Here is a 23,623-nt window from a genome sequence, read left to right as displayed (position 1 = left end):
GTCCGCGGCGGGCGGGTCTGTGGCGGGCCGGTCCGCGGGGGAGGAGCCGGTCGTCGGCTGCGCGGGGTCGACGGGGTCCGCGGAGGAGGGGCTCGAGGAGCGGCGGTCGGAGGCGCCGGATCCCGCACCGGGAGCGGAGGAGTCCGCAGTCGCCGCCGCATCCTCCGCGGGCGAGGCGGCGGTCGGCGTCGACACCGCTTCCGGGGCGGTCATCGCCTCGGGCGCGAGTGCGGCGGAGGCGAACACCACGGAGAGCACGAGGGTCGTCGTCGGGACGAACGCGGCGAGAGCGCGGGTGGTGCGGGTCACGGACGGTCCAGTTCTGCGGGCTCTGCGATGCGCCCGCCTGTGATTACTACCAGGAGCGCGAAGTGCTCTGCACCCCCGCTTCCGGGTGGAGTGCCGCGGAGCGCGCCAGCGGGGCTCGGCCACGCTCGTGCGCCCACCTCCTCGACGAGGCGGCGCTGAGCCGGATCGATCAGGCGACCGATCTCCTTCTCGGGGAGCGCCTGCGGGGGAGCGGCCGTTCCTTCTCGCCCGCGGAGATCGACGTGACGGCGCTCCCGCCCAGGCCCGGCACGTCCTTCGGCATCTGGTGCCCTGAGCCGCGCACATCGAGCCCGCACTCGCCCTGCGCGTCGGATGATGCGCCGCACACGCAGAGGAGGGAGCGCCCGCGGGCACCCCCTCCTCCGTCACGGCCGGGAGACCGGCCGCCGTGCGCTCAGCAGACGCGGGCCGGGTAGGCCACCGTCTGCGCGAGGGTCTCGGAGCCCGCCGTGGCGGTCACCGTCACCTGGCTGCCCGGCATGCTCGCCAGGCGGGTGGTGAACGCGGCCGATCCGCTCGCGCCCGCGGCCACCGCGGTGACCGTCTTCGAGCCGTAGGCCGAGGCCATCGCGACGTCGATCGGAGCGGTGCCGCCGTTCTTGGCGAGGACAGTCAGCACCGCCTTCCCGGCGACGCAGCGCGACGTCACGGTCACCGGCACCGTCAGCGCCGGGGCGGCCGCCTCGGGGACGACGATCTCGCCGATCTTGAGGAACGAGCCCGGCGTGGAGAAGGTCAGCTTCAAGCCGGTGGCCGAGACCGCCGCGAACGGGATCGTGGTCAGCGTGCCGTTCGCCGCCGGAGCGACGTTCTGCGCGGTGGTCGGCTTCCAGGTGCCGTCCTCGGCGCGGTAGGCCACGCTCACCGACGCCAGGGTGCCCTCGGTGTTGGTGAAGGTGAGCCCGGCGACGCGGTGCGCCTCGGTGTTCGTCAGCGTGAACTCGGCGCTGCCGGCGAAGGTGCCGTCGGTCCAGGTCGACCAGGGGGTGCTCACGTTGCCGTCGCAGGCGTTCTTCGCGGGGAGGGTCGCGTACTTCGTCTGGCTTAACGACGCCGAGACCGCGGCTCCGGGGACGCGGCAGACGTTCGTCGGCGGCGCGGTGCCCCAGATCTGCACCTCCGAGACCGACTGCCACGTGTTCGCCGCGCTGGTGAGGTGCAGGCGGAGGCCCGTGGTGTCGGGCAGGGAGGACAGGTCGAGGATCGCCGTCGGGGCGGATCCGGTCGCGGCCTGGCTGAGGGTGGTGGCGACCGAGGAGGTCGTCCATGCGCCGTTCACCTGGTACTCGACCTCGATCCTCGAGGGCCAGGTGGCGGTCGCACCGTCCTTGTAGGTGCTGACCGTCACCGAGTCGAGGTTCTGCGCCGCGCCCCAGGAGAAGGAGAGGCGGCTGTCGCGCGGGTAGCCGGCCGAGGACCAGTCGTCCCAGCCCTTGCCCTTGACGTCGCCGTCGATGAGCTTGCCGGCGAGGTCCGTGCGGCTCGAGACCGCGACGGACGCTCCGGGAGCGAGGTTCGCGATGCCCGGCTCCGCCACCTCGATCGTGCGGGTGAAGCGGCGGCCGGAGGAGAACCCGGCGTCGGCGGCGAGCGTACCCGTCACCTGCACCGTGCCGAGCTCGGCGGGGCCGGGGGCGGCCCAGGTCACGGCGACGTCGCGGGTCGAGCCGTTGCTCGCGACCGAGACCGTCGAGGGGAGCGCGGCGGCGATGTCGGCGCCGCGGCGGACCTGCTTCGGCAGACGGGCGTCCACGACCGACCAGACGCCGTCGCCGACCCCCTTGTCGTCCCAGTAGGAGAGGTTCCAGCCGGATCCCCAGCGCGCCGGGTCCTCTTGAGCGGGGTTCCGCATCTCGAGGCGGCCGTTCTCACCGACCGTCATCGGGAGCCAGACGTAGGTCGAGTCCGACTTGCCCTCGTTCCACCGGTCGCCCATGTAGACGTACTTCCCGGGAGCGAGGGTGAGGACGTTCGTCGACTGCGAGCCGAAGGTGGTCTTGCGGGAGTCGCCGATCGAGAGCAGGCCGTCGCCGCCCTCCGGGATCGCGTTGTAGGCGACGTTCTCGTCGGCGTCGCCCTTCTCGACTCCGCGGGTCCACGCGCCGAGGATCGAGTCGGCGGTGTAGTAGGTCTGCGGGTTCGGCGCCCAGCCGGTCGCCCCGGAGGCGATCGTGTAGTACTTGCCGCCGTTGGCGAAGATCGCGGGCGCCTCGAGGTGTCCGCACTCCTTCACGATCTGGAAGTCGGTGCCGCGCACCGGTGCTCCGGCCGCACCGTCGGCGAAGACGTAGGGGTACGTCCCGTCGGCCGAGTACTGGTTCGCGTCGAGGGTGTCGGTCGTGGTGGTCCGCTCGACGTTGGTGTAGTCGGCGTCCAGCTTCGCCACGTAGAGCGAGTAGTTCTCCTCGGAGGAGTAGGAGATGTACGCGGTGCCGTCCTCATCCTGGAAGACGGTCATGTCCCGCGCCTGCCCGGGAACGGCGGAGGTGGTGCAGGCCTTGTAGTCCGTGCGGTTGTAGAGGCGGTAGACGCCCTGGAGCGTGAAGGGCCCGGTCGGGCTGTCCGAGACGGCGACTCCCGCCATCGAGCGCGCGTAGGTGCTGCCGCCCGGCGTGGTCCGGCCGTCGGAGTGCCACCACATGACCCACTTGCCGGTCTTCTCGTTGAAGAGGACCTTGGGGCGCTCGAAGATGGCGGTGTTCGGCGAGGCCTGCGTCGTGTCGAGGTGGTAGTCGAGCTCCGCGATGCGGTCGGCGCGAGGGGCTCCGGAGTCGTCGACGGTGTCGTAGAGCGCGTCGAAGTAGGGGGCCTCGAGGTCGGCCGGAGCCGAGACGCTGCGGAGCGCGGTGCCCTTGTTCTCCCAGTTGTGGCCGTCGGTGGAGCGGTAGACCGCGACTCCGGGGCTGTTCCAGTAGCCCTTCGTGCGGTCCTCGCCGTACCAGTACTGGACCTGCTGACCGCCCTCCTCGACGGTGACGATCTGGCCGCCGTGCGCCTGGATGTGGCGGCCGTCGGTGTCGTACCAGTAGGGCTGGAAGTAGCCGGCCGCGGTGCTGCCCGGGTCCTGGACCGCCGGGTAGTCGGTGTAGGTCACGGGCGTCGAGGTGCGCGGCACTCCGTCGTCGGGATCCGTGGCCACGGCGGCCGAGGCCGACTGCGCTCCTGTTCCCAGGAGTGCTGCGACGAGCAGCGCGGCCACCGCCGCGGCGGCCGCTCGTGGTCGAGACGTCATGCTGTGCTCCTTTGCACCGGGGACTTCGCGCATGTTCACGCAAACATCAGGCTTCCACGAGGGTCTGATGACGTCAACATCCTGATCGACCGACGGCCGGGCGTCGGACGGCCGCCCGGGCTCCGTCTTGGCCGCTCAGCGCTCCGGCGCGAACGCCCCGCCCGGGCCGAAGGCGAGCTCCGCGAACCGGCGGCCGATGAGCTCGTGCGCTTCCGGATCCGGGTGCAGGCCGTCCGGGAGCGGGAGCCGCTGGGCGTCGTCCGGCCCGTAGAGCGCGAGCCCGTCGAGCAGTCGCAGGTCCGGGTCGTCGGAGCGCGCGGCGACGACCTCGGCCAGCGCCTCGCGGACGATCCGCAGGGTCAGCCGTCCGTTCGCGGTGTCGCCCGGGTCGCCGGTCGCGACGAAGCGCGGCGCCCCGGTCGTGAAGGACGCGGGATCGACGTCGCCCGGCCCCGGCGTGTCCTCGTGGATCCCGCAGAAGAGCGGAGTGACGAGGAGCAGCGGCGTCGCGGGATGGCCCTCGCGGATCGTGTCGAGGAAGCCGTGCACCGCCGGCACGAAGGTGCGGCGGCGCATGCCGTCGAGGTTCACGAGGTTGATGCCGAGCGCGACACTGATCAGGTCGGCAGGAGTGTCCCGCATCACGCGAGCGGTGAAGGGGTCGACGAGTGCGCTCCCGCCGAAGCCGAGGTTCAACAGGCGGGCGCCGCTCGCCCGGGCGGCCACGGCCGGCCAGATGCCCGAGGGGCGCGCCGCGTTCGAGCCCTGGCTGATCGAACTGCCGTGGTGCAGCCAGACGGGGCCGGAGAGCGGCGCGGGTTCGAGCGGTGCGTCGGACCGCAGGGCCACGAGGTCCACCGCCTCGTTGTGCGGGAGGAGCAGCTCCACGCGAGACGGCCCGGCCGGGAGGTCGAGCCCGACCGTGTCGAGAGGTCCGGGGAGGAGGGCCCGGTCACCGGTCGCGAGGTCGAATTCGATCGCGTCGCCTCCGGTGAGCGCGTGGGAGGCGGTCATCTCGCCGTCGACGACCGCGTCGACTGCGCCGCGCGGCCGGGGCAGCCCCCGATAGGCGACCCGTGTCGCGTGCACGTCGAGCTCGATCCGTCGCGCCTCGGTGACGAAGGAGATCCGGACACCCGAGGGCTGCGCCTCCATCAGCAGGAGCTGCGCATCCGCATCGCGCTCGCGGACCGCGCGGGGGAGGCGGTGCGGCCGGACTCCGCGGGGCACCTCCTCCAGCTCGATCGCGCCGTGGACGAGCCGTTCGGAGGGGTGTGCTGATCATGCGGGGATGTCCTTCCGGCGGGTCCAGTGGCTGAAAAGAAAGTGCAGGCAGGCGAGGAGCTCGCTCCACGACTGCGCGGGGGTCGGGCTGCTGTGCGCGAAGCTCCCGAGCCGTTCGAGGGTGAGGAAGCCGTTCAGAGCGGCGCCCGTCACTCGGACGGCGTGCACCCGGTCCTCGGCGGGGATCGCGTAGCCGAGGAGGACCGCATCTGTGAGCTGCACGACGCGGCGGGCGGCCGGGGCGGCGACCGCGTCCGGCCCCGCAGTGCGCTGCAGCGACTCCCACAGGCCCGGCCGCTCGCGCGCGAAGGAGCGGTGGGCGTCGGCGAAGCCGTCCAGCGCCTCCCGGGCGGAGCGTCCGGCGATCGCGACGGCGATGCGGTCGGACAGCTCGTCGAGGGCCAGGACCGTGACGCCGTCGCGGAGTGCGGCGAGATCGCGGACGTGCGTGTAGAGGCTCGGCGTCTGCACCTCGAGCGAGCGGGCGACGGCGGCCAGGGTGACGGCGGCGAGACCATCGGCGTCGGCGATCGCGGCGGCGCGATCGATGACGGCGGAGCGGGTGAGCGAGCGACGGGGCACGCGTTGATCCTAATACCCCTAGGTTTTCACATATGGACATTCGGAAGCTCCGACGCCCGAACCGCGATCGCCCCGAGCCGGAGGGCTCGAGGCGATCGAACGTGCGGTGCGGCCTAGCCGCCGACCGCCTGGCGAGCGCTGTCGAGCCCGCTCAGTTCTTCCGGATATCGATCTCAGGGCTGCGAGGATCTCGCGCGCTCGAGGATGGCCGCGATCACGGCGGACTTCGCCTCGGCGTAGTCGTTCCCGTCCTCCCAGCGCCGGAGGAGGAGAGACGCCTTCGTGCTGCGGTAGAGCTCGCGGTCGGCCGGGTCGGTGCGCAGCCGGTCGCGCAGGAGGAGGTACGCGTCGATCGCGGGATGACCCTCCTCGTAGATGTGGACGTGGGCGTCCCGTCCGGGCGTGCGGACGAGCCGGTGCCCGGGCTCGCGGGTGCGCAGGACGTAGCCGGCCTCGAGCAGCGGCGCGACGTGGTCCTCCTCCGCCGTGACGTCGGGCACGACGACCAGCACGTCGACGATCGGCTTCGCGGGCAGGCCCGGGACGGAGGTCGAGCCGATGTGCTCGACCCGCACGCCTGGGACGGCCTCGAGGATGCGCCGCCGGTGCTCCTCGAACAGGGCGGACCACTCGGGGTCGTGCTCGTGCAGGGCGAGCTCGAGCGGCTCCGGTCCACCGACGAGCTCGACGGAGACGACGTCGGGGCGGCGGGGGGAGCGGTGCGGAGTCACCGGGTCATCCTGCCAGGGGTGCCGCAGGGCGGGTGCGGTTCACTGGAGCGGTGAGCACCCTCCTCGTCACCGCGCACCCCGACCGCGACTCCCTCACCGCCGCCCTCGCCCGGCGGCTGCGGTACGAGCTCGGCCCCGACGGAGTGGAGACGGCCGACCTCGACGCCGAGGGCTTCGACCCGCGGTTCGGCGCGGCCGACCGGGACCGCTACCGCGGTGTCGGCCCGATTCCCGACGACGTCCTCCGCGAGCAGCGCCGGCTCGACGTTGTCGACCATCTCGTGCTCGTCTTCCCCGTCTACTGGTGGTCGATGCCCGCGCTGCTGAAGGGCTGGATCGACCGCGTCTTCCTCGCCGGCTGGGCCTTCGACATCGACCCCGTCCACGGCACGCAGCGCAGGCTCGGCGCCCTGACCGTCCACCTCGTCCTCGTCGCGGGGGACTCCGCCGGGACCTACGAGCGGCACGGCTACGAGCAGGCGCTGCTGACGCAGATCCAGCACGGGATCATCGACTACTGCGGAGCCCGGCGCGGCGGGGCCGTCTTCGTCCACGAGTCCGAGCGCGAGGACGACGCGAGCCGCCGGGCGGCGGTCGAGGACGCGGTCGAGCGGACCGTGGAGGCGATCAGGGCTGATCCGCCTGCAGCGCTCCGGTGACGAGGGCCTGCACGAGGGTGTCGGCGTCGTAGTCCGGATCGTGGGCGGCGCCGATGCAGAGGTTGCCGATGCCCTTGAGGAGCATGTAGCCGCTGAGACTCGACGCCGGGATCCGGGCGGATCGTGCCGCCTCGAGCAGGTCGCCGCAGACGGGGACGAGCCGCTCCACGAAGTAGGCGTGCAGGGCGTCGGATCCGGCGCTGTCGCCCTGGAGCGCACCGGCGAGGCCGTGCTTGGTCACCAGGAGGTCGACGAAGTGGGCGACCCAGGCCCTGAGGGCGGCCTCCGGGGTCGCGCTGTCGGCGAGCAGCCGTGGGCCCGCCTCTGCGCAGGCCTCGACCTGGTGGCGGTAGACGGCGACCACGAGCTCCGAGCGGGTCGGGAAGTGCCGGTAGATCGTCCCCATGCCGACGCCGGCCTCCCCCGCGATCTCGCGGACCGGCGCGTCCACGCCGGAGGCCACGAACACCGTCGCCGCGGCGGCGAGCAGTGCGTCGCGACTGGTCCGCGGTCGGCCGGGCGTGCGGGGCACACGGTCGCTCATCGGTTCTCCTTGCTTTTCGGAGCGGCGCTCCGTAATGTCTCCGAGCGCAGCTCCACCACATTCCGGAGCAGCGCTCCGCAATGTTCCGGAGCAGTGCTCCACAATGTTCCGGAGCAGCGCTCCGACGATTGTGCCAGAGCGCCGCCCCCAGGAAGGACCCTCGTGCCCACTCCGCTCCTCGACTCGTCGACCCCCGGTGAGCACCGCTTGATGCGCGCGGTCCGCACGGCCGAGCGCGACCCCTCTCGATCCGTCGCGAACGGCCCGTCGCCGAGGGGCGGACGGGCCGTTCGCGACGGATGAGCGGAGCGGGTCCTGCCGTCAGCGCGGGGCGCGCAGCCCGGCGAGCGGGCCGTCGTGCAGCGGCTCCGTCTCCCAGCGGACGCGGGCCGTGCGGTCGGGACCGAGCTCGACGTGCAGGCGGTGCGGGGTCTCGAGGAACACGACGTCGACCAGGACGCCGTCGCCCGAGGGTCCGGCGCTCGCCGCGAACGGCCCGTCGACGGTCCAGGCTCCCGCGCCGGGCGTCACCGTGAAGCGCTCGTCGCCCTCGGTCAGCGCGAGCGTCCAGCCGCCCTCGTCGGCCGTCACCTCGACGGCGTCGGGCCACGATCCGACCGGCGTGTAGCTCCCGGTCGCGGGGGAGGCGCCCTCGAGCGCGGGCAGGGCGAGCTCCGACAGCCGGTCGGCCAGCCGGGCGTCGGCCTCCGCCGTGGACCCGTGGCCGACGGCGGGGAGCAGGTGCTCCCAGGCGAGCGCGAGCAGCGTCTGCGTGTCCGAGGTCTGGCCGGTCAGCGCGATCACGAGCTCGTGCTCGGGCACGATCAGGCTGAACTGCCCGTACGCGCCGTCCGCGCGGTAGCCGTGCAGCGACCGCCAGAACTGGAAGCCGTAGCCCTGCTGCCAGTCCGGTCCGCCGTCCTCGTGGGTCGGGACGTGCCCGCGGGACGCCTCGGCGACCCATTCCGGCGAGAGGATCCGCCGGTCGCCCCAGCGCCCCTCCTGCAGGTACAGCAGTCCGAGCGCAGCTGCCGCCTCGGTGGTGGCGTGCAGCCCGCTGTAGCCGAGCTCGCGCCCCGAGTCGTCGCGATGCCAAGCGACCTCGCCGATGCCGAGCGGATCGAGCAGGCGCGGGCGCAGGTAGTCGGTCAGCGACTGCCCGCTCACGCGCTGCACGATCGCGGCGGCGGCGAAGGTGCAGGGCTGGTTGTAGGCGAAGACGCTGCCCGGCTCCTGCTCCGGCGGGAGGAGGAGGAAGCCGCGCACCAGGTCGACCGGATCCGTCTCCTCGGCGCGGTCGATCGTCTCGGCGGAGTGGCCGCTCGCCATCGCGAGGACGTGGCGGACGCGGATCGCACGCGAGCGCGGGTCGGTGATCTCGTCGTCGAGCTCGGGGAAGTACGAGAGGACGGTGGCGTCCAGGTCGACCAGGCCCTCGGCGACCGCGAGGCCGACGGCGGTCGAGGTGAAGCTCTTGCTCAGCGAGTAGAAGAGGTGCGGCCGCTCGGCCGAGTACGGCGCCCACCAGCCCTCGGCGACGACGTCGCCGCCCTGCACGACCATCAGGCCGTGCAGCTCGACGCCGGGAGCGGCCTCGACCCCTTCGACGAAGGCCAGCACTCCCTCGGCGTCGACGGAGCGGGCGGACGGGGTGCTTCTCGGCAGTGAGCGCGTCATCCTCCGATGCTACGACCGGCGCGGCGCCGCCTCCGCCCGGGGGCAGGTGGCGGCGCCGCCTAGGCGGTCGGCTCGGCGGGGAAGGGGCCGAGGCCGAGCAGGAAGCGGAGGATCGCGTCGGCCGGCACGCGCAGGGCGGTGCCGGAGCCGAGCTCCCACTCCGCGTCGGTCGGAGCGAGGGTGCGACCGCGGACGGCGGCGCGGATCGCGAGCGGCGCGCGCTGCAGGCGGTCCAGGGCCACCCCGCCGGTGATGCGGGAGGAGAGGGCGAGCGGCTCGGGGGAGAGGGCGAGCTCGACGCGGACGACCTCGACCAGCTCGGCGACCGAGCGGGGACCGGCGCCGGCGCGGCGAGCGGAGGCGAGAGCGGCCAGGGCCGGGGCGATCTCGGCGGCAGGGGGAGGGGAGGAGGCCTCGCGGGCGCCCATCCGCGTCGCGAGGCGCTGGCCGGTGCTGCTCGAGAGCCGCACGACGAGCTCTCCGAGCAGGGCGTCCCGGGAGACGGCACTGGCCGCCTCGCCCTCCGTGGTGGAGGGCGAGGCGGCCAGGACGGCGAGGCGGTCGAGCCTCTCGGCGACGAGGGGGCGCCAGTCGTTGCTGACGCCCGTCTCGTCGACCGAGGGCCCGGTGCTCAGCGGCAGGAACCGCGACCAGTCGGGCACGACCGCAGGGCCTAGCGTCCGCCCGAGCGGCGCTTGTTGTAGACGTCGAAGGCGACCGCGAGCAGGAGCACGAGGCCCTTGACCGCCTGCTGCCACTCGATGCCGATGCCCATGATCGACATGCCGTTGTTCAGGACGCCGATGATGAGGCCACCGATGATCGCGCCGCCGATGGTGCCGACGCCGCCCTGGACCGCCGCGCCGCCGATGAAGGCGGCCGAGATGGCCTCGAGCTCGAAGCCGTCGCCCGCCTTCGGGCCGGCGAGGTTGAGTCGCGCGGTGAAGACGAGGCCGGCCAGCGCCGCGAGGACGCCCATGTTGACGAACAGCCAGAAGGTGACGTTGCGGGTCTTGATGCCGGACAGCTCCGCGGCGTGCAGGTTGCCGCCGATCGCGTAGACGTGACGGCCGAAGACGGAGCGGTTCATGACCACGCCGTAGATCAGGACGAGCACGGCGAGCACGATCAGGGTGACCGGGATGCCCTTGAAGGTGGCCAGCGCGAAGGAGAAGGCCGCGATCACGACGGAGACGAGGACGAGCTTGGTGACGAACCAGGCGCCCGGCTCGACGCTCTGCGCGTACTTCTGGCGGCCGCGGCGGGTGCGCACGGACTGCACGGCGAAGGCGACGATCGCGAGCGCGCCGATGACGAGCGACAGCGGGTCGAGGTCGGTCTCGCCGAACAGGTCGGTGAGGAAGCCGTTGCCCAGCGCGCGGTACTCGGTCGGGAAGGAGCCGATGTTCGCGTTGCCGAGGACGACGAGCGCCAGGCCGCGGAAGATCAGCATGCCCGCCAGGGTCACGATGAACGCCGGGATCCCGACGTAGGCGATCCAGAAGCCCTGCCACGCTCCGACCAGGGCGCCGATGAGGAGGGAGAGGATGATCGACAGCCACCACGGGAGACCCATGTTGACCGCGAAGACGCCCGAGATCGCTCCGACGAACGCCGCGACCGAGCCGACCGAGAGGTCGATGTGCCCGGCCACGATGACCATCACCATGCCGATGGCGAGGATCAGGATGTAGCCGTTCTGGACGATCAGGTTCGAGATGTTCTGGGGGCGGAGGAGGATTCCGCCGGTCATCACCTCGAACAGCAGCACCACCACGATGAGGGCGATGAAGATGCCGTTCTTGCCGAGGTCGCCCAGCACGTGGCTGAGGCGCTTCGTGAAGGCGTTCTCGGTGGGCTTCACCTGCGCACCGGCCGCGGTGGACGGTTCGTTCTGCAGATCGGTCATCGTTGCTTCTCCTGGGTCATGAGGGTGAGGACCGCCTCGGGCGTCGCCTCGGCGATGGGCAGCTCGCCCGTGATCCGGCCCTCCGACAGCGCGTAGACGCGGTCGCAGATGCCGAGCAGCTCCGGCAGCTCGGAGGAGATGACGATGATCCCCTTACCCTGCGCCGCGAGCCGGTTGATGATGGTGTAGATCTCGTACTTCGCACCCACGTCGATGCCGCGGGTGGGCTCGTCGAGGATGAGGACGTCCGGGTCGGAGTAGATCCACTTCGACAGGACGACCTTCTGCTGGTTGCCGCCGGAGAGCTTCCCGGTCTTGGCGAGCACGGTCGGCGACTTGATGTTCATGCTGCCGCGGTACTCGTTGGCAACCTCGAACTCGCGGTTGTCGTCGACGAGTCCGCCGCGGGCGACCTTGTCGAGCGACGCGAGCGAGATGTTCCGCTTGATGTCGTCGATGAGGTTGAGGCCGTAGTGCTTGCGGTCCTCGGTCGCGTAGGCGAGCCCGTGGGCGATCGCCTCCGAGACGTTGCGGATCTTGATCTCCTTGCCGGCCTTGAAGACCTGGCCGGAGATGCGGCTGCCGTAGGAGCGGCCGAAGAGGCTCATCGCGAACTCGGTGCGCCCGGCGCCCATGAGCCCGGCGATGCCGACGATCTCGCCGCGGTGGACCGACAGGTTGACCTTGTCCACCATGACGCGGGACGGGTCCTGGGGGTGGTGGGCCGTCCAGTCGACCACGCGCAGGATCTCCTCGCCGATGTGCGGCGTGTGGTCCGGGTAGCGGTGGTCGAGGTCGCGGCCGACCATGTCCTTGATGATGCGGTCCTCGGTGACGTCGTCGTGAGCGATCGTCTCGATGGTCTTGCCGTCGCGGATGACCGTGACGGTGTCCGCGATCTTCTTGATCTCGTTCAGCTTGTGGCTGATGATGATCGACGTGATGCCCTGCTCCTTGAGGTGCAGGATCAGGTCGAGCAGGTGGTCCGAGTCCTCGTCGTTCAGGGCCGCGGTGGGCTCGTCGAGGATGAGCAGCTTGACCCGCTTGGAGAGCGCCTTCGCGATCTCGACGAGCTGCTGCTTGCCGACTCCGATCTCCATGATCTTGGTGGTCGGGTTCTCGCGCAGACCCACGCGGGCCAGCAGCGCCGCCGCCTCCTGGTTGGTCTTGTTCCAGTCGATCAGGCCGCCGAAGCCGCGCACCTCGTTGCCGAGGAAGATGTTCTCCGCGATGGAGAGGTAGGGGCTGAGGGCCAGCTCCTGGTGGATGATGACGATGCCCTTCGCCTCCGAGTCGCGGATGCTGGAGAACTGCATCACCTCGTCCTCGAAGACGATGTCGCCCTCGTAGGTGCCGTGGGGGTAGACGCCCGACAGGACCTTCATCAGCGTCGACTTGCCGGCGCCGTTCTCCCCGCAGATCGCGTGGACTTCGCCGCGCTGTGCGTTGAGCGTGACGTCCTGGAGCGCCTTCACGCCCGGGAACGTCTTGGTGATGCCGCGCATCTCGAGGATGTTCGAGGTCACGCCGCCTCCCTTCCTTCGTAGTGGGGGAGGGCGCCCAGTGGGCGCCCTCCCGGGGTGTTCCTTCTCGGGTGAGGAGAGAGGACTAGCCGTTCACTTCCGCGTCGGTGTAGTAGCCGCCGTCGACGAGGACGGACTGGATCTGGTCCTTGGTGACGATGACCGGCTCGAGCAGGAAGGACGGGACGACCTTCTTGCCGTTGTCGTAGGTGTCGGTGTCGTTGACCTCGGGCTCGGTGCCCTCGAGCACGGCCTGGGCCATCTTCACGGCCTCCTTGGCGAGTTCGCGGGTGTCCTTGTAGATGGTCGCGTACTGCTCGCCGGCGATGATCGCCTTGACGGAGTCGAGCTCGGCGTCCTGACCGGTGATGATCGGGAAGTCGGAGCCGACGGTGTAGCCGGCGTCGGTCAGAGCCGAGATGATGCCGCGGCTGAGGCCGTCGTAGGGCGAGAGGACGCCCTGGACCTTGGAGCCGTCGGAGTACGTCTTGGTGAGGATGTCCTCCATGCGGCTCTGGGCGACCTCGCCGTCCCAGCGGAGCGTGGCGACGGTGTTGAAGTCGGTCTCGCCGGACTTCACGACGAGCGTCTTGTCGTCGATGTACGGCTGGAGGGTGTCCATCGCGCCGTTGAAGAAGAACGTGGCGTTGTTGTCATCGGGGCTGCCGGCGAACAGCTCGACGTTGAACGGGCCGGCGGGGGCGTCGGCGGCCTTCGCGCCGGTGAGGTCGGTGAGACCGAGGCCCGCGAGGAGCGAGGTGGCCTGCTGGACGCCCACCTTGTAGTTGTCGAACGTGGCGTAGTAGTCCACGTTCTCGGAGTCGCGGATGAGGCGGTCGTAGGCGATGACGGGGATGTCGTTGGCCTTGGCCTCCTCGAGCACGCTCGTGAGGGTGGTGCCGTCGATCGAGGCGACGATCAGGGCCTTGGCGCCCTTCGTGATCATGTTCTCGAGCTGCGAGACCTGGGTGGGGATGTCGTCCTCGGCGTACTGCAGGTCGACCTTGTAGCCGGCCTCCTCGAGCTGCGACTTGACGTTGTTGCCGTCAGCGATCCAGCGCTCGGACGACTTGGTCGGCATCGCGACGCCGACGAGGCCGCCGTCGCCGGATCCCGAGCCCGAGCCGCCACCGGTTCCGGAGGAGCAGGCGGCGAGGGAGAGGATCATCGCTCCGCCGGCGATGCCGGCGATGAGAGCGCGCTTCATTGTGGTCACTGTGATTCCTTCGTCATTGAATGCAGTGGATGCAGGGCCGCCCTCGGGATCGGGGCGGAGATGTGATGCCATGTGAGCGATCACATTGCGTCATGCTAGACCCGACGGCGCCGTTCGTGTCAACGCGCACGTCTCGACTCGGTAACGGGACACCGGCGGCGCGTCGTCCGCTCTCGGAGCGGTGCTGTCAAGGGTCCCCGGCCCCGGAAGGGAGCAGGAGCCGTCGGCGTTGCGTCCAGCACTGTCGAAAGGACGCACACCATGACGAAGACCTGGTTCATCACCGGTGCCTCGAAGGGCTTCGGCCGCGAGTGGGCCGAGGCGGCGCTCGAGCGCGGCGACTCGGTCGCCGGCACCGCCCGCCGGATCGAGACCCTCGACGCCCTCGTCGAGGAGTACCCCGACACGTTCCTCCCGCTGACCCTCGACGTGACCGACCGCGCGGCCGGCTTCGCCGCCGTGCAGGCCGCGGCCGAGCGGTTCGGCCGGCTGGACGTCGTGATCAACAACGCCGGCTACGGGCACTTCGGCATGATCGAGGAGCTCACCGAGGAGGAGGTCCGCGCGCAGCTCGAGACCAACGTCTTCGGCGCCCTCTGGGTCACCCAGGCAGCGCTGCCGATCCTCCGCGAGCAGGGCTCGGGCCACATCGTCCAGGTGTCGAGCATCGGCGGCATCAGCGCGTTCCCCTCGATCGGCGCGTACCACGCGTCGAAGTGGGCGCTCGAGGGCTTCACCCAGTCGCTGGCAGCCGAGGTCGCCGGCTTCGGGATCCACGTGACCCTCGTCGAGCCCGGCGGGTACTCGACCGACTGGTCCGGTCCCTCCGCGTCGCGCAGCGAGCCGATCGCCGCGTACGACGAGGTCCGGGAGGCAGCGAGCCGACGCCCCTCCGCCGCTCAGCAGGGCGACCCGCGGGCCTCGCGCCTCGGGATCCTCGCGGTCGTGGACGCGGACGAGCCGCCGCTGCGGATCTTCTTCGGGCGCGCGCCGCTGGGCATCGCGACGGCGGACTACGAGTCGCGCCTCGAGACCTGGAAGCGCTGGAACGACGTGTCGATCGCCGCTCACGGCGAGTGATCCCGGGCGGTCGCGGCGCGAGGGCGTCGCGGCCGCCGGTCAGCGCGAGGCGGTGACGCTCGCGCTCCGGGGGACGGCCGTGGATCCGCGGACGACCAGCTGCGGAGCGATCGGCGCCGCCTTCTCCGGCCGGTCGCCCTCGATCAGGCTGAGCAGCGCGGCCACGCACCGGCGTCCGAGCTCCACGAAGTCCTGGCGGACGCTGGTCAGCGGCGGCCAGTAGAACGCAGCCTCGGGGATGTCGTCGAAGCCGATGACGCTGACGTCCTCCGGCACGCGGACCCCGCGCTCGTGGAACGCGCTCATCAGTCCGAGCGCCATCTGGTCGTTCCCCGCGAACACCGCGGTGAAGTCGAGGAAGCGCGAGAGCTCGAGGCCCACGCGGTGGCCGCGCTCGGCGCTCCAGTCGCCGAGCAGCGGCGGGCGCAGCGGGATCGAGCGGTGGTCGAGCTCGGCGAGGTAGCCGCGCATCCGCGCCTCGGCCTCGATCCAGTCCTGCGGGCCGGCGAGGTGCACGATCTCGGTGTGCCCGAGGTCGATCAGGTGCCCGGTGGCGATGCGGGCGCCGGCCATCTGGTCGACGTAGAGCGCGTCGTCGCGGTCGTCCTCGCTCGTCTGCAGCGTCACGTGCGGGATGCGCAGCGCGACTCCGGAGAGGATGTCGAAGACGCGGATCTGCGGGGCGACGACCACGAGGCCCTCGACCGCCTGGTTGAGCAGATGCCGGATCCCGGCCTGGATCGACGCGCCGTCGGTGCCGTCGACGTTGGCCGTGACGACGAGGTAGCCCGCGTCGCGCGCCGCCACCTCGATGGCCTGGATGCTGGAGGCCGGACCGTACTGCAGGCTCTGCGAGGACAGCACGCCGACGGTGCGGGTGCGGCTGGTGACCAGTGCCCGCGCGGCGAGGTTGGGGCGGTAGTCGAGCTCGGCCATGACCTCGAGCACGCGCTTCTTCGTCTCGGCGCGGAGGCTCGGGTGGTCGTTCAGGACCCGGGAGACGGTCTGGTGCGAGACGCCGGCCGCGCGGGCGACGTCGTAGATGCTCGGCGCCCGCGACGCGGGCTTGTCTTCCGGCATCGGGCACCGCGGCTCTCTGTGATCGGCGCCTCCGACGCAGGACCGGGGCGCCCTCACGGGCGGCTCGCCCGTCCGCGGGCGCGTGTGAGCACACTTTACGTCCCTCGGCGCGGGGGCCTGCACACCGACGGAACCTCGACGGCTCGGACGGGTGCCGCTCCCGGATCGGCCGGACGTTCCGGCACCGCTGGTGCGGGCGCGCCGGAACGACGCGATCCGCGCCTCCGCCCCGCGGTCGTCGCAGCGGGTGGTCGACGCGGTCGGGTCAGCCGTCGAAGACCTCGGCCGAGGCGGAGGCCGCATCGAAGCGGAGCACGGCGACGAGGTCCGCGGGACAGTCCTCGAAGGCCGTCCTCTCCGGACCGGGAGGCGTGTGCGCTCGGACGTCGACGACGGATCCCTGGGGCGCGACGGCGTCGGGCGATCACAGGCGCCACCCTGCGGTCCGGGGTACTTTCCCGCGTGTGAACGACAGCGACGAGAAGTCCGGGAGAGGCTGGCGCATCGATCTCGGCGAGCCGCCGGAGAGCGTGTCCGGCGATGTCGTCGACGCTCTCGATAAGGTGTCCGCGGAATTCGCGGCATTCCGGAGCGGGACTTCCGGCGAGGGCGGAGAAAGGGCCGCGGCCCTCCGCGGAGCCGCCCGACTCGGGGCCGGAGAGCACCGGCTCGCCGTCGCCTCGGGGCTGACGCGGGAAGGCGTCCGCGCCTTTCTCGCGGGGGGATGACAAGCCGTCGGAGAGGCGGTTCCCCCGTGCCTCGACAAGCCGGCGCCGAAGGAAGAGAAAGGCCTCGAGAAGGCGCGGGATCCGGAGAGATCGGAGACGACGAATGGACGACGAGGAGTGGGCTCGGTACCTTCTCGCGATGGAGCGCCGAGCACCGACGAATCAGGACGGGGCGGCCGCGGAACGCCCTGACGCGATGCTGGCGGCCGTCCTGCGGGAGCTCGACGCGGTCGATCCGTACGGACTCGAGCCGGGTCGCGAGGACGGCGCTCCCCGCGACGAGCACGCGTCTGAGGCGGCCCCGATCGCGAGCATCCTCCTGCGCCGAGGACGGATCACCGGCGAGGAGCTCGACTCCGTCTGGCGGTTCTGGTTCGGCGAGCCGCTGAGCGCCCTGCTCGGCGACGGCTTCGCCCCGCTCCTGGCGCGGCTCGACCGGCTCGCTCCTCCCTCGGCGGAGGACTGACGGGCGTCGGCTCCCGGCGGCGGACCGGCCGCGGTCCCGGCGTCCCGTATCGCTCCGCCCAGCTCCGCCCAGCTCCGCCCAGCTCCGCCTAGCTCCGCTCGCGGAAGAAGCGGATGAGCTCGCGCAGGGCCGGGAGCGTCGCGCTCTCGGCCTCGGCGTCGTCGAGGTCGTCGAAGGAGGTGCGGAGCCCGGCGGCGTCGGCGTCGGCGGCGGACTCGAACGCCATCGACCACTCCGGGAACAGCCGCTCCCGGATCGGCTCCTCGAGGAGGGTGCGCAGCTGCGCGTGGCGCTCGTCGGCGGCGATGACGGCCATCCGCTCGCGCAGGACCGCGTCCGGCCCCTCGAGCACCTGGAGGAATCGGCCGTCGCGGTGCAGGAGCATGCCGGTCAGGCCGAGGCGCTCGTTGTTCGCGCGGCACTGGGCGAGCAGCGCGGGGAGGTCGGCGTCCGTGAAGCCGGCGGAGGTGCGGCTGGAGTAGACGAGGGAGAGCATGGCGTCCGTTCCGGGTGGGGGAGGCGGGCGCCTCCGCTCCCAGTGGACCACCGACAGCGCCTCCCGCACGGCCACTTCCGCCGGCGGCGGCAGGCTGCTAGAGCTAGCCGACCGTGATCGGAGCGGCGGACGGACGGGTGCCCTGCCGCATCCAGACGAAGAACCCGACCAGGGTGAACGCGCCGTAGAAGACGTACATCAGCCCCGACGCGTAGTAGCCGGCCGAGAACAGCAGCGGCACGCCGACCAGGTCGACGGCCACCCAGATGAGCCAGAACTCGGTCCAGCCCTTCGCCATACCGTAGGTGGCGAGGACGGAGCCGACGAAGATCCACGCGTCGCTCCAGACCGGCTCGTAGGAGCCGAGCGCGCGGAACACCGGGGTCAGCACCGCGGTGCCGCCGACCATCCCGAGCACCAGCAGGCCGCGGGTGCGCCACGACGCCCAGCGCGGCTCGATCAAGGTGGTCGAGTCGTCGGGGCGGTGGGTCCACCGGTACCAGCCGTAGACGCTGACCAGGATGAACATCACCTGCCGCCCGGCCTGGCCGAGCAGGTTGACGGGGTTCGGAGTGCCGAACAGGGCGCCCATGAAGACCGTGAACAGCAGCACGTTGCCGATGAGGCCGACGGGCCAGGCCCAGACCTTCCTCCGCATCCCGCCGAGGGCGCTGAGGAGCCCGAAGACGTTGCCGATGACCTCCCGCCAGAGGACGGTCTGCTCGCCGATGACGATCTGCGCGTCGAACAGCCAGTGCACGAGGTCCACGAGGCCTTCTTCCTGAGTCGGGATGCCGGGTGGTGCAACCCTGCCCCATCCCGGGCCATTCCCGTCGCGGGCTGATGAGGGCGCCGCGCTCGAACCACGCTGGATCCCGCTCCGGGGCGGGGAGCGCGACCGGCGCCCCGCTGTGCCGCCGCGACCGTAGGCTGGCGGGATGACGTCCCGGGTGCGACTCCTGCTGGCCTCGTCGCACCCCGGGCCGACCGTGACGGTCACCGTGCTGGCGACCGTGATCGCGGCGGCGTCCGGGCATCCGCTCGGGCAGGTCGTGCTGGTGGCGCTCGCCGTGCTGCTCGGGCAGCTCTCGATCGGGCTCGCGAACGACTGGATCGACGCCGACCGCGACCGCGCGGTGGGGCGCACCGACAAGCCGGTCGCGCAGGGGCTGATCGGCGTGGGCGCCGTCCGCACCGCCGCACTGGGGACGGCCGCGGCCGCCGTGGTGCTCTCGCTGCTGCTCGGACCGGTCGCCGCGGTCGCGCACCTGGTGCTGGTCGCCGCGGGCTGGGCCTACGACGCGGGGCTCAAGCGCACGGTCTGGTCCGTCGTTCCCTTCGTGGTCGCCTTCGGGCTGCTGCCGGTGGTGGCGGTGGCGGCGGGCGACGGCCGGGTCCCCGCCTGGTGGGCGATCGCGACCGGCGCCGTGTTCGGCGTCGCGATCCACTGCACGAACGTGCTCCCCGACCTGGTCGACGACGAGGCCACCGGGGTCCGCGGCTTCCCCCACCGCCTCGGCCTGCGGCTCTCCGGAGTCGTCGCCTTCGGGTCGCTGGTGGTCGCCGCGCTGCTCGTGCTCGTCGGACAGCTCGTCGGCGACCAGCCGGTGCGCGGGACGGGCGTGGTGCTCGCGGTGATCGGGACCCTCGCGGTGGTCGTGCTCGCCGCGGCGGGCATCCGCCTGGTGCTGACCGGCCCGCCCACGCGCACCCTGTTCCGGCTGGTGATCGCGGCCTCGCTCGTGCTGGTGGTCGAGCTCGGGCTGGCGGGCGCGCGGCTCATCGGCTGACCGGCCGCCCTCAGGACCAGCGCATCGCGTAGACGCGGGCGAGCAGGTCCGAGGTCGGCAGGGCGAGGGCGGTGCGGAGGAACGCCTCACGGCCGCGGTGCGCGAGCGTGCCGAGCGGGCGTCCGAGCGCCATGTTCGCCTCCGCCTGCCGCGCCGCGCGCCGGGCCGCGGTGGTGCGCCACCGGGCGAAGCCGGGCCAGGGGCCGGCCTCGCCGCGGCGCACGGCACCGGCCAGGAGCGGGGCGAGCTCGGCGGCGTCGAGCCAGCCGAGGTTCATGCCCTGCCCGCCGATCGGACTGATCTCGTGCGCGGCGTCGCCGATGAGCACGACGCGGCCGACGCCCATCCGCTCGGCCTCGCGGCGCCGCACCTGGAAGCCGCTGAGCATCGTGCAGGTCTCCGGGTCGGCGTCGGCGCCCGTCCGGTCGCGGACAGCGGCGGCCAGGGCGCGCGCGGCCTCCTGGTCGGGGGCATCCTCGGGCCGCCAGGCGGGGGCGCCGAGGGAGCGGTCGGGGCCGCTCAGGGCGACGTACCGGCGCCGACCGCCCGGCAGGGGGAAGGACTCCACCACTCCGGCCGGGCCGACGTCGACCAGCGCGGTGCCGGTGAGACCGCCGGGCTCGGGGTCGGCGAAGTCGCCCATCACGTAGCGGTCCGGGTAGTCGCGGCCGGTGGTGCGGATCCCGAGCAGATCGCGGACTGTGCTCCGGGCGCCGTCGGCCCCCACGACGAAGGCGGCGCGGACGGAGACCGGCTCGCCGCCCGGTCCGATGCCGGTCGCCTCGACGGTGGAGCCGTGACGGAGCAGGCCGGTCAGCGCGACCCCGGGGCGCAGCGCGTCCGGGGCCGCCGCCTCGAGGCGCTCGCGGAGGATCGCCTCGGTGCGGTGCTGGTCGAGGGTGACGACGTAGGGGTGCGTCGCGGAGGCGCGCGCGAACGAGAGCGTGCCGAGGGTGCGGCCCCGGCTGCGCGCGACGCCCTCGCGGACCCGGGTGGCCTCGGCCAGCACGGGAGCATCGGCGCCGATCGCGGCGAACGCGTCGAGCGACGGCGGATGGATGCCGATCGCCCGCGAGCCGCGCGGCACCGAGGAGCGCCGCTCCCACACCTGCACGTCCACTCCGGCCCGCGCCAGGAGCGCGCCGAGCAGGAGTCCGACCGGACCGCCGCCGACCACGAGCACGTCCGTCTCCGCTGTCACGGGTCGAGCCTAGGGAGCGGCGGCGCGGCGGGCGAGGGGGTGCGCTCGACCGCCGCGCGTGCTCAGGGTGCGAGCGGAGGCGTCAGAGCGCGTCGACGGCGGCGAGGATCTCCTCGGTCTCCGTGCGCGTCGTGTAATCGACGTGCACGTCCGCCGTGCGGACGATCCGGTCGACGTCGACGACCAGGACGGTCGGATACGGGACGGCCGGGGTGTCGTCGGCGTTGCTGTCCTTCACGGCGAAGCCGAGCGCGGTGTGCGCCTCCTGCGCCTCGCCGCTGGGGGCGGTGACGATGCCGAGAGCGCTCGCGAGCGTGTTGCCGGGGTCGGAGACGACGGTGAAGCCCAGGTCGCCGTTCGCGACCGCCGCGCGCGACCCGTCGGGGGTCTGCGGGCTGATCGCGACGAGGGCGACTCCGCGCGACGCGAGCTCGGGGGCGAGGGTCTCGTTGTAGTGCTTGAGCGTGATGTTGCAGTACGGGCACCAGGCTCCGCGGTAGAAGACGAGGACGGCCGGGCCCGCGCCGAGGACGTCCGCGAGGTCGACGGTGTCGCCGTCGACGGTCACGACGGAGGCGGCGGGAAGCGCGTCGCCGGCGGTGACGGCTCCGCTCGGGGCGCCGGCGGCGACGAGGTCGTCGCGCTCGCCGGAGAAGACGGCGGCGAGCTCGGGGCCGACCGTCTCGTCGAAGCCGACGGTGAACTGGTCGAGCTGGGTGCGGACGGAGGTGCTGGTCATCGGAAGTCCTTCGGTCGTGACGGTCGTGGTCCCCCGTCCGGGAGCCTAGGCATGCAGGGGACCGGGCGCCGGGCGCCCGTCACGCGGCGTCACACGACGGCCGACGCGTGTCGGCCGGCGTGCGTGGGACCGGCCCCGTCGCTCCGTCACTCCGGGGCGACGACCAGCTCGCCGCCGGCGGAGCGCGAGACGCACGGCATGATCCAGCGGTCCTGTTCCTCGGGGGTCAGCACCAGGTCGCGGTGCTCCGCCCTCCCGCCGACGAGGCGCAGGCGGCAGGTGCCGCACGTGCCCGACTCGCAGGAGGAGTCGACGTCGATCCCGGAGGAGCGGAGCGCGGTGAGGAGCGAGCGGTCGGCCGGGACCTCCACGACGGCACCGGTCGGCTCCCAGACGGCGGCGAAGGGGACGGCCCGGTCGCCGACGGCGTCTACGCCCGCGAAGTCCTCGACGTGGATCCGGCTCGGGCGCCAGTGCATCGTGAGGGCGAGGACCTCGTCGATCAGCGCGGACGGACCGCAGCAGTAGATCCGGGCGTCGTCGTCGGGCTCGGCGACGAGCGGCCAGAGGTCGAGCCGGCCGTGGATCGCACTGTGGTGCACGAGGGAGCCGTCGGCGGAGAACTCGTCGAGCCACGCCGTGTCCCCGGGGGTGCGGCTGAGGTAGACGACCTGCACGGCCGAGCCCTGCGCCCGGAGCTCGGCGGCCATGGCGCGGATCGGGGTGACCCCGATCCCGCCGGCGATCAGGATGTAGCGGGCGGCGGGCCGGAGGACGAAGGTGTTCGCGGGCGGCGCGGAGGAGAGGACGTCGCCGACGCGGACGTCGTCGTGGAGGCTCCGCGATCCGCCCCGACCCCCGGGCTCGCGGCGCACCGCGATCGCGTAGTGCGACGGCTCCGCGGATCCCGGCTCGACGAGGCTGTAGCTGCGGCGCTCGCCGGAGGGGGTCGTGAGCGTGAGGTGCGCGCCGGCGGAGTAGCCGGGCAGCGGGGCGCCGTCCTCGCTCCGCAGCACGAAGCGGGTGACGGCCGGGGTGAGCGCCTCGCGCTCGGCCACCACGAGCCGCAGCTCAGCCACGGAGCACCAGCTCGTCGCCCACACCGAGCGTGCCGCCGTCGAGGACCTCCGCGTAGACGCCGAGGAGCTCGTGGCCGTAGGTCTCGTGCAGCAGCCGGGGGACCGGCAGGTCGCGCCGACCGGTGCCCGGCTCGATCTCGGTCGCGGCGCACCGCTCGGTGGCCTTCGTGATCCGCAGCCGCAGCCCGCCCGCGGTGAGCTCGCGCCCGAGCAGCTCGAGCTCGCTCCACGCGGGCAGCCCCTCGAGGTGGATGTTCCCGCGGAACCGCAGCGGATCGACGCTCCGGCCGGTGCGCTCGGCGAGGTCGCGGACACTCGCCAGGTTGATCAGCGAGACGTACTCCATCTCGACATCGGAGTTGTGGGCCGTGTCGGTGTAGCGGCGCCCCGCGTCCTGGGCGATCACGGGCTCGACGCCGGGCGGCAGGTCGAGCACGCGGGCGGCGAAGGAGCGCAGTGCGGCCCGGCCGTCCTCCGCGCCGAGGTCGGCGGAGAGGACCCGGTGACCGCGGACGTCGACGGTGAGCACTCCGCTGTCGGGGTCGAGGTGCGTGGTCAGGCCGGCGAGGCGCGCCTCGGCGACGAGCACGAAGTACTCGCGCTTGGAGATGCCGTGCCGCATGCCGGGCCGGTAGGCGCCGCCGGGGCGGGCGAGGGCGATCGTGCGGTCGAAGGGGACGCCGCGGCCGGCGGTGAGCTCGACGCGGGGGAGCGGCTGCGGGGTCAGGCCCTTCACCGGGTAGACGAAGAGGCCGTCCACGCGTGTCGTCATGCCCCCATCCTGGCGCATCGCCGGGAAGCCGGCAGGGCCGTCGCGGCGCAGCGGAGCGCGAGGAACGGACGCGGCGCCGTGCGGATCCTGCGAGGGCGGGCGGAGGGATCCGCTCCGGCGGGCCTCGTCAGTACTGGAGGGAGAGGCCGACCAGGGGCGGGACGACGAGCGCGCCCAGCTCGACGATCGCGACGCTCGCGCCGACGCCGAGCGTGACGGCCGAGAGCAGCCGGGCGCGGTCCTTCCGCGCGACGCCGATGACGCCGACGATCGCGGTCGCCGTCGCGAGCACGAGCATCGTGACCCCGAGGGCGGCGAAGAGCGCCCCGATCTGCGTGGTGTCGAAGCCGCCCTGGAACGCGAGGACCGGGATGGCCGTGGTGAGCGCGGTCCGCCCGATCTGCGCGAGGACGAGGACGATCGCGAGGACGAGGCCGACGATGCCGACGACGTCGCGGGGCCGGGGCTGGGGGGCGGGGACGGAGGCGGTCACGCCGTCGAGCCT

Annotated in this window: 23 protein-coding genes and 1 pseudogene; 5 read left to right on the top strand and 19 right to left on the bottom strand. The window is 72.5% G+C overall.

What is annotated here, in order from left to right; translation table 11 throughout:
* From C5C71_RS15520 to C5C71_RS15500, 5 genes and pseudogenes are all read right to left on the bottom strand, one after another.
* Nucleotides 1–309, bottom strand: a pseudogene (locus C5C71_RS15520) (hypothetical protein); the annotation flags it as partial.
* Between the two features lie 415 nt (nt 310–724).
* Complete coding sequence (locus C5C71_RS15515) at nt 725–3,562, bottom strand: discoidin domain-containing protein (protein WP_104338031.1); 2,838 nt, start codon at nt 3,560–3,562, stop codon at nt 725–727.
* 135 nt (nt 3,563–3,697) lie between these two features.
* A complete protein-coding gene (locus C5C71_RS15510; protein WP_258068746.1) occupies nt 3,698–4,792 on the bottom strand; it encodes a GDSL-type esterase/lipase family protein in 1,095 nt (364 codons plus the stop codon).
* Nucleotides 4,793–4,843: 51 nt separating this feature from the next.
* On the bottom strand, nt 4,844–5,428 hold the full coding sequence (locus tag C5C71_RS15505) for a TetR-like C-terminal domain-containing protein (protein ID WP_104224976.1): 585 nt from the start codon (nt 5,426–5,428) through the stop codon (nt 4,844–4,846).
* 173 nt (nt 5,429–5,601) lie between these two features.
* Complete coding sequence (locus C5C71_RS15500) at nt 5,602–6,159, bottom strand: GrpB family protein (RefSeq protein WP_104261580.1); 558 nt, start codon at nt 6,157–6,159, stop codon at nt 5,602–5,604.
* A gap of 50 nt (nt 6,160–6,209) precedes the next feature.
* Between C5C71_RS15500 and C5C71_RS15495 the strand changes: the two genes are divergently transcribed.
* Complete coding sequence (locus C5C71_RS15495; protein WP_104338029.1) at nt 6,210–6,818, top strand: NAD(P)H-dependent oxidoreductase; 609 nt, start codon at nt 6,210–6,212, stop codon at nt 6,816–6,818.
* Here C5C71_RS15495 and C5C71_RS15490 read toward each other — a convergent pair.
* From C5C71_RS15490 to chvE, 6 genes are all read right to left on the bottom strand, one after another.
* Entirely contained in the window at nt 6,787–7,362 is a 576-nt protein-coding gene (locus C5C71_RS15490; protein ID WP_104338028.1) for a TetR/AcrR family transcriptional regulator, read from the bottom strand. The two genes, C5C71_RS15495 and C5C71_RS15490, sit on opposite strands and share 32 nt — an antisense overlap.
* A gap of 321 nt (nt 7,363–7,683) precedes the next feature.
* Nucleotides 7,684–9,039 carry a serine hydrolase gene (locus C5C71_RS15485; RefSeq protein ID WP_104338027.1) on the bottom strand — a complete coding sequence of 452 codons (1,356 nt, stop codon included), beginning with the start codon at nt 9,037–9,039 and terminating at the stop codon, nt 7,684–7,686.
* Between the two features lie 59 nt (nt 9,040–9,098).
* Nucleotides 9,099–9,701, bottom strand: coding sequence for a hypothetical protein (locus tag C5C71_RS15480; protein WP_104338026.1), 603 nt, complete (start codon nt 9,699–9,701; stop codon nt 9,099–9,101).
* A gap of 11 nt (nt 9,702–9,712) precedes the next feature.
* Nucleotides 9,713–10,948, bottom strand: coding sequence for a multiple monosaccharide ABC transporter permease (mmsB, locus tag C5C71_RS15475; protein WP_104227395.1), 1,236 nt, complete (start codon nt 10,946–10,948; stop codon nt 9,713–9,715).
* Nucleotides 10,945–12,474: a multiple monosaccharide ABC transporter ATP-binding protein gene (gene mmsA, locus C5C71_RS15470; protein ID WP_104234508.1), complete on the bottom strand. Its 1,530-nt coding sequence runs from the start codon at nt 12,472–12,474 to the stop codon at nt 10,945–10,947. Before mmsA ends, mmsB begins: the two co-directional genes overlap by 4 nt.
* Nucleotides 12,475–12,556: 82 nt before the next feature.
* Nucleotides 12,557–13,678 (bottom strand): multiple monosaccharide ABC transporter substrate-binding protein, encoded by a 1,122-nt coding sequence (gene chvE / locus C5C71_RS15465; RefSeq protein WP_104227397.1) that lies wholly within the window; start codon nt 13,676–13,678, stop codon nt 12,557–12,559.
* Nucleotides 13,679–13,948: 270 nt separating this feature from the next.
* Between chvE and C5C71_RS15460 the strand changes: the two genes are divergently transcribed.
* Nucleotides 13,949–14,767: an SDR family oxidoreductase gene (locus tag C5C71_RS15460; RefSeq protein ID WP_104256397.1), complete on the top strand. Its 819-nt coding sequence runs from the start codon at nt 13,949–13,951 to the stop codon at nt 14,765–14,767.
* 39 nt (nt 14,768–14,806) lie between these two features.
* On the opposite strand, the gene C5C71_RS15455 is transcribed toward C5C71_RS15460, so the two are convergent.
* Entirely contained in the window at nt 14,807–15,847 is a 1,041-nt protein-coding gene (locus C5C71_RS15455) for a LacI family DNA-binding transcriptional regulator (protein WP_104234510.1), read from the bottom strand.
* A 464-nt stretch (nt 15,848–16,311) separates the two neighbouring features.
* Here C5C71_RS15455 and C5C71_RS15450 point away from each other — a divergent pair, with 464 nt between their 5' ends.
* Nucleotides 16,312–16,575 (top strand): hypothetical protein, encoded by a 264-nt coding sequence (locus C5C71_RS15450; protein ID WP_104227400.1) that lies wholly within the window; start codon nt 16,312–16,314, stop codon nt 16,573–16,575.
* A 139-nt stretch (nt 16,576–16,714) separates the two neighbouring features.
* A complete protein-coding gene (locus C5C71_RS15445; protein ID WP_146084498.1) occupies nt 16,715–17,041 on the top strand; it encodes a hypothetical protein in 327 nt (108 codons plus the stop codon).
* A gap of 88 nt (nt 17,042–17,129) precedes the next feature.
* Here the strand turns inward: C5C71_RS15445 and C5C71_RS15440 are convergent, their stop codons facing one another.
* The gene (locus tag C5C71_RS15440) at nt 17,130–17,537 is read right to left on the bottom strand and encodes a BLUF domain-containing protein (protein ID WP_104227402.1); all 408 of its coding nucleotides are present in this window, start codon (nt 17,535–17,537) and stop codon (nt 17,130–17,132) included.
* Nucleotides 17,538–17,640: 103 nt separating this feature from the next.
* Nucleotides 17,641–18,306, bottom strand: a complete 666-nt coding sequence (pnuC, locus tag C5C71_RS15435) for a nicotinamide riboside transporter PnuC (protein WP_104227403.1) — start codon at nt 18,304–18,306, stop codon at nt 17,641–17,643.
* Between the two features lie 169 nt (nt 18,307–18,475).
* Here pnuC and C5C71_RS15430 point away from each other — a divergent pair, with 169 nt between their 5' ends.
* A complete protein-coding gene (locus tag C5C71_RS15430; RefSeq protein ID WP_104250913.1) occupies nt 18,476–19,327 on the top strand; it encodes a UbiA family prenyltransferase in 852 nt (283 codons plus the stop codon).
* 10 nt (nt 19,328–19,337) lie between these two features.
* On the opposite strand, the gene C5C71_RS15425 is transcribed toward C5C71_RS15430, so the two are convergent.
* The 5 genes from C5C71_RS15425 to C5C71_RS17700 form a co-directional block, all read right to left on the bottom strand.
* Complete coding sequence (locus C5C71_RS15425) at nt 19,338–20,528, bottom strand: NAD(P)/FAD-dependent oxidoreductase (protein WP_104338024.1); 1,191 nt, start codon at nt 20,526–20,528, stop codon at nt 19,338–19,340.
* 82 nt (nt 20,529–20,610) lie between these two features.
* Nucleotides 20,611–21,267, bottom strand: coding sequence for a peroxiredoxin-like family protein (locus C5C71_RS15420; protein ID WP_104261571.1), 657 nt, complete (start codon nt 21,265–21,267; stop codon nt 20,611–20,613).
* Between the two features lie 146 nt (nt 21,268–21,413).
* A complete protein-coding gene (locus C5C71_RS15415; protein WP_181065738.1) occupies nt 21,414–22,346 on the bottom strand; it encodes a PDR/VanB family oxidoreductase in 933 nt (310 codons plus the stop codon).
* Nucleotides 22,339–23,118, bottom strand: coding sequence for an MOSC domain-containing protein (locus C5C71_RS15410; protein WP_181065736.1), 780 nt, complete (start codon nt 23,116–23,118; stop codon nt 22,339–22,341). Before C5C71_RS15410 ends, C5C71_RS15415 begins: the two co-directional genes overlap by 8 nt.
* Before the next feature lie 127 nt (nt 23,119–23,245).
* Nucleotides 23,246–23,623: hypothetical protein (locus C5C71_RS17700; RefSeq protein WP_181065735.1), on the bottom strand; the 378-nt coding region annotated here is incomplete at its 5' end.

Origin of the sequence: Rathayibacter sp. AY1C1 (genome assembly GCF_002932105.1) — a bacterium.
In the GTDB taxonomy this organism is placed as follows: Bacteria; Actinomycetota; Actinomycetes; order Actinomycetales; family Microbacteriaceae; genus Rathayibacter.
The sequence above is the reverse complement of the archived record's forward strand: the minus strand, read 5'-3'. Positions and strand labels throughout refer to the sequence as shown.